This is a genomic window from Caballeronia arvi (assembly GCF_001544695.2).
Lineage (GTDB): Bacteria > Pseudomonadota > Gammaproteobacteria > Burkholderiales > Burkholderiaceae > Caballeronia > Caballeronia arvi.
In genome coordinates, this window is the sequence record NZ_FCOM02000007.1 from 197,244 (window position 1) to 209,403 (window position 12,160).

The 12,160-nt window shown below is 65.0% G+C and carries 13 protein-coding genes; 4 read left to right on the plus strand and 9 right to left on the minus strand.

Annotation, left to right across the window (positions count from 1 at the left end; genetic code table 11):
- Positions 1-26: 26 nt before the first annotated feature.
- Genes mdcH through AWB74_RS11370 form a run of 8 tightly spaced genes read right to left on the minus strand, consistent with a single transcriptional unit; the run spans position 27 to position 6,850 of the window.
- Positions 27-962: a malonate decarboxylase subunit epsilon gene (gene mdcH, locus AWB74_RS11335; protein WP_061146918.1), complete on the minus strand. Its 936-nt coding sequence runs from the start codon at positions 960-962 to the stop codon at positions 27-29.
- Positions 959-1,591 (minus strand): malonate decarboxylase holo-ACP synthase, encoded by a 633-nt coding sequence (locus AWB74_RS11340; RefSeq protein WP_061146855.1) that lies wholly within the window; start codon positions 1,589-1,591, stop codon positions 959-961. The genes mdcH and AWB74_RS11340 overlap by 4 nt, the downstream gene beginning before the upstream one ends.
- Complete coding sequence (mdcE, locus tag AWB74_RS11345; RefSeq protein WP_061146856.1) at positions 1,579-2,394, minus strand: biotin-independent malonate decarboxylase subunit gamma; 816 nt, start codon at positions 2,392-2,394, stop codon at positions 1,579-1,581. Before mdcE ends, AWB74_RS11340 begins: the two co-directional genes overlap by 13 nt.
- Positions 2,391-3,233 (minus strand): biotin-independent malonate decarboxylase subunit beta, encoded by an 843-nt coding sequence (locus AWB74_RS11350; RefSeq protein ID WP_061146857.1) that lies wholly within the window; start codon positions 3,231-3,233, stop codon positions 2,391-2,393. Before AWB74_RS11350 ends, mdcE begins: the two co-directional genes overlap by 4 nt.
- Positions 3,230-3,532 carry a malonate decarboxylase subunit delta gene (locus tag AWB74_RS11355; RefSeq protein WP_061146858.1) on the minus strand — a complete coding sequence of 101 codons (303 nt, stop codon included), beginning with the start codon at positions 3,530-3,532 and terminating at the stop codon, positions 3,230-3,232. The genes AWB74_RS11350 and AWB74_RS11355 overlap by 4 nt, the downstream gene beginning before the upstream one ends.
- A 23-nt stretch (positions 3,533-3,555) precedes the next feature.
- Entirely contained in the window at positions 3,556-4,413 is an 858-nt protein-coding gene (locus AWB74_RS11360; RefSeq protein WP_061146859.1) for a triphosphoribosyl-dephospho-CoA synthase, read from the minus strand.
- Positions 4,414-4,418: 5 nt separating this feature from the next.
- Entirely contained in the window at positions 4,419-6,080 is a 1,662-nt protein-coding gene (mdcA, locus tag AWB74_RS11365; protein WP_061146860.1) for a malonate decarboxylase subunit alpha, read from the minus strand.
- Positions 6,077-6,850, minus strand: coding sequence for a GntR family transcriptional regulator (locus tag AWB74_RS11370; RefSeq protein ID WP_061146861.1), 774 nt, complete (start codon positions 6,848-6,850; stop codon positions 6,077-6,079). The genes mdcA and AWB74_RS11370 overlap by 4 nt, the downstream gene beginning before the upstream one ends.
- Before the next feature lie 276 nt (positions 6,851-7,126).
- On the opposite strand from AWB74_RS11370, the gene AWB74_RS11375 reads away from it, so the two are divergent.
- Together AWB74_RS11375 and AWB74_RS11380 are read left to right on the plus strand one after the other, a co-directional pair.
- Entirely contained in the window at positions 7,127-7,483 is a 357-nt protein-coding gene (locus tag AWB74_RS11375) for a hypothetical protein (RefSeq protein WP_061146862.1), read from the plus strand.
- Positions 7,484-7,749: 266 nt separating this feature from the next.
- The gene (locus tag AWB74_RS11380; protein WP_061146919.1) at positions 7,750-8,130 is read left to right on the plus strand and encodes a hypothetical protein; all 381 of its coding nucleotides are present in this window, start codon (positions 7,750-7,752) and stop codon (positions 8,128-8,130) included.
- Positions 8,131-8,199: 69 nt separating this feature from the next.
- Here AWB74_RS11380 and fabI read toward each other — a convergent pair whose 3' ends face one another.
- The gene (fabI, locus tag AWB74_RS11385) at positions 8,200-8,997 is read right to left on the minus strand and encodes an enoyl-ACP reductase FabI (protein WP_061146863.1); all 798 of its coding nucleotides are present in this window, start codon (positions 8,995-8,997) and stop codon (positions 8,200-8,202) included.
- 114 nt (positions 8,998-9,111) lie between these two features.
- Between fabI and AWB74_RS11390 the strand changes: the two genes are divergently transcribed.
- Both AWB74_RS11390 and AWB74_RS11395 read left to right on the plus strand, forming a co-directional pair.
- Positions 9,112-11,100, plus strand: coding sequence for an extracellular solute-binding protein (locus tag AWB74_RS11390; RefSeq protein WP_407642431.1), 1,989 nt, complete (start codon positions 9,112-9,114; stop codon positions 11,098-11,100).
- 15 nt (positions 11,101-11,115) lie between these two features.
- On the plus strand, positions 11,116-12,159 hold the full coding sequence (locus AWB74_RS11395) for a microcin C ABC transporter permease YejB (RefSeq protein ID WP_061146865.1): 1,044 nt from the start codon (positions 11,116-11,118) through the stop codon (positions 12,157-12,159).
- Position 12,160 lies beyond the last annotated feature (1 nt).

Genomic DNA, 12,160 nt, shown 5'->3' on the forward strand with positions numbered 1-12,160 from the left:
CGAATCAGTGGCGCGCGCGAAACGAATCAGTCTCGCGCGCGGCGGATGGCGGCGCGCACGCGGGCGACGACCGATGCGGCCGGCGCTGCGTCCATCGCGATGCCTGTGGCGTCAGGCAGGCTCTCGGCGGCGAGTTGCGTGAGCGTCTGCCCCGGCGGCATCTCGACGAAGACGGTCGCGCCGAGTTCGGAGAGCGCGACGGTCGAATCGTGCCAGCGCACCGGATAGCGCAGATTGGTCGCGAGGTCTTCACGAATGGCGTCGGCGCGGCGCAACACGCGCGCGCCGCGATTGCCGACATACGCGATGCGCGGCGTGTTGATAGGAACGTCGTTCGCCGCCTCGATCAGCCGCCTGGCGGCGTCTTCCAGCAGCGCGCAATGCGACGGCACGCTGACGCAAAGCCGCTCGGCCTTGCGTGCGCCGCGCGACAGGGCGATGTCGCGAACCTTCGCGAGCGCGGCATCGCTGCCCGAGACGACGATCTGTCGTGGCGCGTTCAGATTGCCGATATAGGCATCGGCGTCGCTGTCGTCGATCGCGCGGGCGATCTCGCTTTCGTTCAGCCCGAGCACCGCGAGCATGCCGTAGCCACGCGGATAGGCGTCCTGCATCAGTTGCGCGCGCAGATGCACGAGCTTGAGCGCATCGGCGAAGCGAATCGCGCCGCAGGCGACCGCCGCGCCGTACGCGCCGACCGACAGACCCGCGACGGCTTCCGTTTCGATCCCTTCCTCCGCAAGCGCGCGCGCCGCCGCCACGCCCGCGACGACGAGCGTCACCTGCACCGCGACGGTGGAGGCGAGGGCGTCGGCGGTGTCGAGCTTGAGCACGTCCTCGCCAAGCACGTCCGACGCTTCGGCGAGCGTGCGAGCGATCGCCGGATGCGGCTTGTCGCCTCGAAGGCGCTGCAGAAAGCCAGGCGTTTGCGCGCCTTGGCCGGGAAAGAGAAACGCGATCATGACGCGGCCCACGGATTCGTCACGAGGCGCGGGCCATCGGCGTGACGCTGCATCACGCGCAGGCTGGCGCGCGCGAATTCCGCGAGCGAGAAGGCGGCGTCGGGTGTTTCTATCTGCACGTCGATGCGCGTGCCCGTCTTCTGCGCCGCGTGCGACAGCGCGTCGAAAAGCGCGGAAGCATCGGCGCGTGGCAGGGGCGTGGGCGCGCGCACGACGATATCGACGTCGCTCGACTGAGTGACCGTCGGCATCGCGGTTGCGAGTTCGAAGCCCGCGCTGCCTGCCGGGCCCCAGTCGAGACCGCGAGAATCGAGGATCGGGGCGATCGCGCGCAACAACGCGAACGCGGGCAATCCGGCGCGCGCTGGGTCGGGGTTGCGCGCGCGCAAGTCTTCGGGCGTGAGGATCGCGTCGATCCAGCGTGGCGCGATCCACGTGCCGAAGCGCTCGCTGCGCACGATGCCGCGCACGCCGACTGCAATCTCATCGCCAATCGGAGGCGCACGCCGCACGACGACGAACGGCGCGCGCTCGAGCGCTGCCGCGACCCAGCCGGGGGCATCGGCGAATGGCGGCGCGCTGGGCGAAAGCCGCAGAAGATCGTGCGGGCGCAAGCTCACGCGTTCCATTGCTCGCGCATCCGTTCGCGCACGGCGATCGACGCGGCGCGCGTGCGCTTTGCATCGGCGGACGCGAGACGATTCGACAGATCGCGCGGCCCGCGTCGCGCATCCTTCACCGCGGCGGCAAGCGACGCCTGCACGCGTTCGATGCCGACGGAAGAGGGCGCATCCGCATCCACGCCTTCGATGAGCTCGTGTAGCAGTCCAAGCTTCGCGTACGCGCTCATCTTGTACGACATCGGCAGGACGGTGTCGCCGAGCGCGTCGAGACTTTCGACGCTGCGCCGCGTGACGCGCGCCGCCGCGTCCTTGCCCATTGCGTGCACGGCGGTGCCGGGCGCATCGAGCGCGATGATGCGGTTCGCCTGATAGCCGTGCGCGAGATACGCGCCCGACATCGCCGGCCCGACGATCAGCGCGATCACCGGATGACCGGCGAGCCGCGCGCTCGCGTACGCATCGACGGCGGCCGCGCACGCGAGATGAATGCCAAGCAGCTCTTCGCGACGCCCGTAAGCCTGGCTCTTCACGTCGACGACGGCGACGATCGGGCGCTTCACATCGGCATCGCGATCGGCGTCGACGACTTCGCGCACGGCGCGCGCAAGCAGCCAGCCCTGTTCGAGCCCGACGACGTTATCGGTCGCGCGCGGAAAACGGTTCTGCGTATCGGGCACGACGGCGAAGAAACGGGCGCGTTCGCCATCGAGCCGGCCGTCGCGTGCGCGGATCGGGCCGCTTTCGGTTTGCGTCGCCGGAGAAGTCAGCGCATCGAGCCAACGCTCGCCGCGGGAAAGTGTGTCGGTCATGATGTGCCCCACAAATTGCGCAGTATGTCGGGATCGATGGCGTCCGGGTTCACTTGCGCGAGCCGCGCGACGAAGCCATCGACGTCCGCGCTGCGATGCTGCCGCGGCACGCCGCGCCCGAATGCGGCGAGCACGGCGTCGCGCACCCGGGCGGTGTCGTCTTCGACGAGCGTATCCGCTAGCCCGACCGCGACGCGCTCCTCGCCGCCGATCATCGACCAGATGAGGCGACGGTCGCCCGAATCGAGTTCTTCGATGCCCGCTTCCTGCTCGATCACCTCCGGCCCGTTCATGCCGAGGCGCGCCTGACGCGTCATCACGAGCTCGGTGCAGAGCGCGGCCGCGAGCGACATCCCGCCGAAGCAGCCGACCATGCCGCCGATCACGCCGACCACCGGCACATGACGGCGCAACGCGACGATCGCCGCCTGGATCTCCGCGATCGCGGCCAGCCCGAGATTCGCTTCCTGCAAGCGCACGCCGCCGGTCTCGAACAGCACGACGGGACGAATCGCGCGTCCGGCTTCGAATTCGCCGAGAGCGAGTTCCAGCGCCGCCGCGATCTTCGCGCCCGAGACTTCGCCGATGCTGCCGCCCTGGAACGCAGGCTCGATCGCCGCGATCACGGCGGGCTCGCCGCCGAGCGTGCCGCGCGCGATGACCACGCCGTCGTCGGCCTGACAGACGATGTTCTGCATCGCGAGCCACGGCGATTCGATCCGGTCGAACGGGCCGAGCAGCTCGCGGAACGTGCCTTTGTCGAGCAGCGCTTCGGCGCGTTCGCGCGCGGTCAGTTCGATGAAGCTGTGCCGCGCGAGGAAAGTGTCGTGCGCGTTCATGGCGTGTCTCCTTCGCTCGCTTCGACGGCTTCGTTCAGGCGCAGCATCACGACGCCGGGCGTCGCGCCGAAGTCGTTGAGCTCGATCTTCGCCGCGCCGTCGTAGCGCTGGAAAAAGCGGTCGAGCACGCTTTTCCATACGTGGCCGTAACCATCGACGCTCGTGCGGATCACCACTTCGGCGTGCGCGCCCGGCGCGGGCGAGAGCAGCACTTCGAGATCGCCCGAACCGACCACGCCCACGTGCGCGTTTCGCGTCACGGGCCGCCTGGCGGGATATTCGTATCGCATGTTTTCCATCGTTCGTTCCTCTTCGATGCGCTTTAGGGCAAGCGCCTGAGACTGTCGAGAAAGAGTGTCGCCGCGAGCAGATCGGCCGCGCCGCCGGGCGACGCGTTCAGCTTCATCAGTGCTTCATGGAGCGCGTTCAATGCACGACGGCCCGCGCCGCTCGCGACGCCGCCGCATTCGATCACCTTGCGCGCGCCGCGTTGCGCCGCGTCGAGCGCTTGCAAACCGCCGCGATGAAGCAGACACGTATCGTCGAGCGACGCGATGATTGCGACGAGCGCATCGAGCCGCGCGTCGGATTCGTTCGAGCCGCGTGCGCGCGCGTCGTCGAGGGCGGGCAGACCGACGCGCAACGCATGCGGAAAGCCATCGCGTGCTTCGCCGCGCGCGCCTTTGACGTGGAAGCGCTGCGCCGCGCGAGCGCCATGCGATGCCGTCGCGGAGGCGGGCGCATATCGATCGTCGAAGCGCGCGATTTCCGCCGCCGACTGACAGATGGATTCGCTGTCGTCGGATGCGTTCATGGAAGCGCCCGCGCACAGCAAGCCGATGATCCAGATCGCGCCGCGATGCGCGTTGCTGCCATCGGTCGCGCGCATCATCGCCGCTTCGCCTTCTCGGCCGATGCGCGCCAGTTGCTCGCGCAAGACCTGCGACGGCTGAGCATGCGAAGCGGCACGCGCCATCGCGAGAAAGCTCGGTTGCAGCGCGTTCGCGGAACGCAGCATCGTGTCCAGATCGAGATCGCGATGCGCGCCGCTGCCGTTTTCATCGACGAGCGCGGGCTTCGGCGTGAGACGCGCTTCGGCGACGAGCGCATCGACGGCATGGGCGGCGATGACCGACGGCGCCGCGACTGCATATGAAACTTCACGAAGAGCGAGCTTCATCGCGCTCACCAGCTTCTGAAGCGCGCGGGCGGCGCATAGAGCCCGCCGGACCACGCGACGAGATCGTCGATGCTGCGCGCGGCGAGCAAGGAGCGCTTTGCTTCACCGCGCCGCACGCCCAGATCTTCCGGATACGCGACGATGCCGCGCCGGCGCAGCTCCGCCGACTTTGCGGGATCGGCGCGCATGCCGATGGGCGTCACGCCCGCGACCGCCGCGAGCGCCGCGCGCCGCTCATCGACGCCTTCGGCCGCATGCAGATACGCGATGCCTTCTTCCGTCACGACGTGCGTGACGTCATCGCCGTAAATCATCACGGGCGCAATCGGCATATTGCTTTTTTCGCCGACGGCGATCGCGTCGAGTGCATCGACGATGGTCGGCTCGCCGCCTTTCTTGTACGTCTCGGCGGTCTGCACGACGAGCTTGTGGCCGCGCGCGATCTGCGGATTCGGGCCGTCGTTTTTCAGGAGCTTGAGCCACGCCTCGCTCGAATGACGACGGCCACGCGGATCGTGTCCCATGTTCGGCGCGCCGCCGAAGCCGGCGAGCCGCCCGAGCGTGACCGTCGATGAATTCGCGTCCGCGTCCATCTGCAGCGTCGAGCCGATGAACAGATCGACGCCGTATTGACCCGCGAGCTGACAGAACACGCGGTTCGAGCGCAGGCTGCCGTCGCGTCCGGTGAAGAACACGTCGGAGCGCGCCGCGATGTAATTCTCCATGCCGACTTCGCTGCCGAAGCAATGCACGCTGTCGACCCAGCCGGATTCGATCGCGGGAATGAGCGTCGGATGCGGATTGAGCGCCCAGTTCGTGCAGATCTTGCCTTTCAGGCCGAGTTGTTCGCCGTAAGTCGGCAGCAGCAATTCGATCGCGGCCGTATCGAAGCCGATGCCGTGATTGAGCGACGTGACGCCGTAACGCTCGTAGATGCCGCGGATCGTCATCATCGCCATCAGGATTTGCAGCTCGCCGATGTGACGCGGATCGCGCGTGAAAAGCGGCTCGACCGCGAACGGGCGGTCCGCCTCCACGACGATATCGACCCACGAGCCGGGAATATCGACGCGCGGCAGTTCATCGACGATCTCGTTCACCTGCGCGACCACGATGCCGTGGCGGAATGCGGTGGCTTCGACGATCGTCGGCGTGTCTTCGGTATTCGCGCCGGTATAGAGATTGCCGTGCCGGTCGGCCTGCACCGCGCACACGAGCGCGACCTGCGGCGTGAGGTCGATGAACATACGCGCATACAGTTCGATGTACGTATAGATCGCGCCGATCTCCAGCATGCCGTCTTCGAGCAGTTGCGCGACGCGCAGGCTCTGCGGACCGGCGAACGCGAAATCGACCTTGCGCGCGATGCCTCGCTCGAAAAGCGCGAGATGCTCCGGACGGCTGATGCTCGAAAGGAGCAGATGCACGTCGTGCACGCGCTCGGGATCGAGCTTCGCGAAGGCGCGCGACAGAAAGTCGGCCTGCTTCTGATTGTTGCCTTCGAGCGCGACGCGATCGCCGCTGTGAATCAGCGCCTGCAACGCATCGACGATGCGCGCGGGATCGAGCACGGCGCCGTCGAGCCACGGCTCGATGAGTTTGAGGCGGCGCGCCTTTTCCTGCGCGCGCGTGTTCCAGTTGCGGGTTTCAGCGATGGCATCGTTCATTGGTCGGCCTTGACGGAAGTCGATCGGGAAGATGGGCGGCGTCGCTTTTTGGTGTGCGTTGTTTGCGCGAGCGCTTGCGCATCGGCGAGAAAGCGATGAATCAGTTCGCCCGTCGCGAGCAGATGGCGCGCGACGAGCGTTTGAGCCTGTTCGATATCGCGTGCGGCGAGGGCTTCGAAGATCGCGCGATGCTCGGCATCCGACGATTCCTTGTGGATCGGTGCGCCGAGTTTCAGGCGCAGATAGCGTTCGCCGCGCCGGTGCATCTGGCCGATCAGTTCCATCAGGCGAGGGCGGTTCGCGGGCGCGTAGAGACTCATATGGAACTGCTCGTTGCGCACGACATATAGCGCGGGATCGGGTTCGTTCTCCGCGGCTTCGAGCAGGCGCTTCGCGTCGGCGAGCGTGTCTGGCGTGTGATGCTCGATCGCAATGCCGATAGCCAGGCTTTCCAGCGATGCGCGAATCTCGTAAATCTCGCGCGCTTCATCGGCGGATTGCAGGCTGACGGCTGCACCGCGATTCGGCTCGGTCGTGACCCAGCCTTCGCTTTCGAGCTGGCGAAACGCTTCGCGGACGGGAATCGCGCTCACCGAGAACTGACGCGCGATCGCATCCTGGCGCAGCGGCTCGCCCGGCAACAGCGAGCCGTCGACGATCGCGGTGCGCAGCGCATCCGCGATGAAGCGCGACGTGCTCTGGCGCGGTTCGAACTGCGCGTCGCGAAATGAAGCCGGAGGTTGCGATCCGGCGGAGAGATCTGTCGGCATGGCTGGGTTGTGCAGGTTCGTCGTGTGTCGATGTCAAATATTATATATAAAAATGCACATCGGACCTCCGTGCTTTCCCTAGACGCCACGAGAAAGACTTTTCACGTACGCGGCTTTTTCAGCGCGGTCGTGAACTTCGGTTTGGATGGCTGCGGCCCTTACTTTTCGAAAGCTTTCCTGCGGTAATAGGTCGTTACCAAGTGGCAACACTTGCGCGCGCGTCGCTCCGATATAGTCCCCTCAACACAACAAACAACCCATCGAGGTGGGCTTCACATGAACAAGGTTTCGAAGGCTTCCGTGCTCGCTGGCGCCGTGATGATCGGCGGTCTGACGCTGTCCGGCGCAGCGTCGGCGGGCGTGTCCGTGGGCGTCAACATCGGGGTGCCCGCGCCTGTCTACGTCGCGCCCGCTCCGGTCTACGCGCCGCCTCCGCCGCCCGTCGTGTATGCGCCGCCTCCGCCGCCGGTGTATGCGCAGCCGGTCATCGTGGTCGGCTGGCATGGCGATCGATACTGGGACGGCCGCCGCTATTGGGATCGCGACGACTACTATCGCTACCACGGCGGTCACGGACACGGTCACGACGATGATCATCATCACGATAACGGCCACCACAACGGCTGGCACTGAGCACCACGCCAAGCCGCGCGCGTAAAGAGCCACCCGTTCCAAGCGGGTGGCTTTTTAATTTGCGATGAAACGCATGTCAAACCGAAACCGTTGTAAAGACGTCTGCGCGAGTCGAATCTCCCTGCACACAATGTAACAAAAGGTAAGCTTTCTCCAGACTTTAGGCTTGGGCCCGTGAAAACTTACAAAGATGAAATATTGGGCTGAAAGCTTTCCGTTATATTTCGACGCGAGCGAACAAGCATGAGAGCGAGGTCCGTTTGCATATGAAGACGAATATTTCGGGGAAGATTCTGGCGGGCGTCGTAGCGATCGCCGCCTGGAGTGCGACGGGCATCGCCCGCGCCGATGTGCATGTGGGCGTGAATATCGGCATACCCGCGCCGGTGTATGTCGCGCCGACGCCGGTGTATGCGCCGCCTCCGCCGCCGGTCATCTATCAGCCCATGCCGATGTATGCGCCGCCGGTGGTGATGGGCTGGCACGGCGACCGTTACTGGGATGGACGGCGCTACTGGAGCCGCAACGACTGGAATCGCCATCATGGATACGGACGCGGGCCGCATCATGGTCCGCCGCCGGGGCACGGCTACGGGCATGGAAATGGCCACGGGAATGGCCACGGAAATGGGCACGGACATCGCTGAACCCAGTAATAAAAAAAGCGCCGCTCACTTCACGTGAGCGGCGCTTTTTTGCAGGCAGCGAACGAGCGTTTATTCCGCGTCGCCGCCCATGCCGCCGACGACCGCATGAAAGCCTGCATCGACATGGACGACTTCCGCACTCACACCCGCCGACAGATCCGACAGCAGGAAGGCCGCGACATTGCCGACTTGCTCGATCGTGACGTTGCGCTTGAGCGGCGCGTTTTCTTCGACGAAGTTCAGGATCTTGCCGAAGCTCTTGATGCCGCTCGCCGCGAGCGTCTTGATCGGGCCGGCCGAAATGGCGTTCACGCGCACGCCGCTGCCGCCGAGCGAAGGCGATGCCGCCATGTAACGCACGCTCGCCTCGAGCGACGCTTTCGCGAGACCCATCGTGTTGTAGTTCGGCAGCGCGCGCTCGGCGCCGAGATAGGAGAGGGTGAGCAGCGACGAGCCGTCCTTCAGCATCGGCCGCGCGGCTTTGGCGAGCGCGGGGAAGCTGTATGCGGAGATGTCGTGCGCGACGCGGAAGTTCTCGCGCGTCATGCCGTCGAGGAAGTCGCCGGCGATCGCTTCGCGCGGCGCGAAGCCGATGGAGTGTACGAGGCCGTCGAGCGTGTCCCAGCGTTTCTTGAGCGACGTGAAGAGGCCTTCGATCTGCGCATCGTCGGCGACGTCGCACGGGTAGACCATGTCGGTGCCGAACTCGGTCGCGAACTCGGTGATGCGCTCCTTGAAGCGTTCGCCGACATACGTGAACGCCAGTTCCGCGCCTTCGCGCCTGCAGGCCTGGGCGATGCCGTACGCAATCGAGCGGTTCGACAGCAGGCCCGTCAGCAGAATTCGTTTTCCAGCGAGAAAGCCCATGAATGCTCCTTCTTTGAGGTCAATGTCGCGCGTTGGCCGCGGCCGGGCGATGAGCGGGCCTCGTGGCGCAAGCCGAACGGTGCGGGATTTTGGGTAGAATTCTCTCACATCGCAATGCCCCGCCGGGCAATCTCGCGGCGTTCACGCGGTCCGCCCCGGGGGTCTGGCCGGATCATTAATCGCGTCACCCCTTCACATTGCGCCAAGAGGCACATGACGACTCGCACGACGATCCGCTCATCCGGCGCCTCAGTCCGCACCTTTCATTCGTTCATTGCCTGCGCGCTGGCGGGTTCGGTCGTATCGATGGCGAGCCCGGCATACGCGGTCCACGCGATCGCGCAATACGGTGAGCCGAAGTATCCCGCCGGTTTCACGCATTTCGGCTACGTCAATCCCGACGCGCCGCGCGACGGCACGCTCGTGCTCGCGAATCCGAACCGCCTGACGAGCTTCGACAAGTTCAATCCGTTCACGCTGCGCGGCAATCCGGCGCCCGGGCTATCGCTGATGTTCGAGAGCCTGACCACGGGCAGTTCCGATGAAGTAGCGACCGCGTACGGCCTGCTCGCCGACGATATCGCGGTCGCGCCCGACGGCATGTCGACCACGTTCCACATCAATCCTAAAGCGCGCTTCTCGAACGGCGATCCGGTTACGGCCGACGACGTGAAGTTCTCGTTCGAAACGCTGAAGAGTCCCAAGGCCGCGCCGCAATTCTCGGTGTACTTCGGGCAGATCGCGCGCGCAGTGGTCGTCGATCCGCTCACGATCCGCTTCGAGTTCAAGATCGCGACGCGCGAGATGCCGCTGCTCGCGGGCGGCATTCCGGTGTTCTCGCGCAAGTGGGGGATGAACCCGGAAGGCACGCGCATCGACTTCGATAAGATCGCGTTTCAGAAGCCTATTGGCAGCGGGCCGTATCTCATCGACCGGTACGACAACGGCCGCACGATCTCGTACCGACGCAATCCGGATTACTGGGGCGCGGCGCTGCCGGTGCGCGTCGGCATGTTCAATTTCGCGCATATCGATTACAAGCTGTACGGCGATCCCACCGCGCGGCTCGAAGCGTTCAAGGCGGGCGAATACGACGTGCTCGTCGAATATGTCGCGCGAAGCTGGGTCAGGCGCGATATCGGCAAGCGCTTCGACAGTGGCGAGCTCATCAAGCGCGAATTTCCGCAGCACAATGGCACGGGCATGCAGGGCTTCTTCATGAACACGCGGCGGCCCATTTTCAAAGATGTGCGCGTGCGCCAGGCGCTCGATCTCGCGCTCGATTTCGAATGGCTCAACCGGCAGTTGTTCTTCAATCAGTACAAGCGTATCGACAGCTTCTTCGTCAACACCGACTTGCAGGCGAAGGGGAAACCGGGCGAAGGCGAACTCGCGATTTTGAACCCGCTGAAGAAGGATCTCGATCCGTCCGTGTTCGGCGAGATGCCGCGCCAGCCGAACACCGATCCGCCCGATTCGCTACGCGCGAATCTCATCAAGGCGCGCGAATTGCTCGCGCAGGCGGGCTGGACATATCGCGACGGCGCCCTGCGCAACGCGAAAGGCGAGCCCTTCGTGTTCGAGATTCTCGACGACACGGGCGGCGGCGCGTCGATGGAGCCGGTCGCCGCCGCGTTCGGGCGTAATCTGCAGAAGCTCGGCATCACGATGAACTTTCGCACGGTCGATTACGCGTTGATTCAGAAGCGTCTCGATGCCTTCGACTTCGACATGACGAGCGTGCGCATGCCCGACGTGCAGGTGCCCGGCACCGAGCAGGTGTCGCGCTTCGGCAGCAAGTCGGCCGATGAACAGGGCTCGGACAATCTCGCGGGCGTGAAGTCGCCGGCCGTCGATGCGATCCTGCAGAAAGTGATTTCCGCACAGTCGCGCGAGCAGCTCGTCGACGCGACGCATGCGCTCGATCGCGTGCTGATGCACGGCTACTATGTGGTGCCGCACTGGTATTCGGCGACGCATCGCGTGGCGTATCGCAATACGCTGGGCTTTCCGTCGACCTTGCCGCTTTACTACGGCGCCGAGGAGTGGGTGATATCGACGTGGTGGGCGAAGCCGGCAGCCGCCGCGCCCGCGGCGAAGTAACGGAGACGATGCGCCATGTGGAGCTACATCCTTAAACGCATTCTCTTGATGATCCCGACGCTCATCGGCGTGCTCACGCTCACGTTCGTCGTGATCCAGTTCGTACCGGGCGGTCCGGTCGAGCAGGCCGTGCACGATCTGCGGCGCGGGCAGACCGAAGGCGGAGGCGGCGGCTTTGGCCTGCGCACGCACACGGGCGTCGATGCCCAGCAGGTCGAGCAGCTCAAGAAGCTCTACGGTTTCGACAAGCCGCCGCTCGAACGCTATGTCTCGATGCTCGGCAAGTTCGCGCGCTTCGATCTCGGCGACAGCTACTTCAGGCATCAGAGCGTATGGTCGCTGATCGTGTCGAAGCTGCCGGTGTCGATCAGCATCGGCTTGTGGACCTTCTTCATCACGTATCTGATATCGGTGCCGCTCGGCATCGCGAAGGCAGTGAAAAACGGCTCGAAGTTCGATGTCGCGACGAGTCTCATCGTGCTCGTCGGCTTCGCGATTCCGGGCTTCGTGCTCGGCGTGCTGCTGCTGGTGCTGTTCGGCGGCGGCACGTTCTGGCAACTGTTCCCGCTGCGCAATCTCACCTCCGACAACTGGGCGACGCTCTCGCTCGGCGGCAAGATTCTCGACTATCTGTGGCACATCACGCTGCCGGTCGTGGCGTCGGTGGTCGGCAGCTTCGCCATCGTCACGATGCTGACGAAGAACGCGTTCCTCGATGAAATCCGCAAGCAATACGTGCTGACCGCGCGCGCGAAAGGCCTTTCGGAGCGGCGCGTGCTCTGGAAGCATGTGTTCCGCAATGCGCTTTTGCCGCTGATCGTCGGCTTTCCGGCGGCGTTCATCGGCGCGTTCTTCACGGGCAGCCTGCTCATCGAAACCTTGTTTTCACTCGACGGGCTCGGGCTGCTGTCGTATGAATCCGTCGTGCGGCGGGACTATCCCGTCGTGCTCGGCACGCTCTATCTCTTCACGCTGATCGGCCTCGCGACGAAGCTCGTCTCCGACCTCTGTTACGTTTGGGTCGATCCGCGCATCCAATTCGAACAACTGGAGCGCTGAT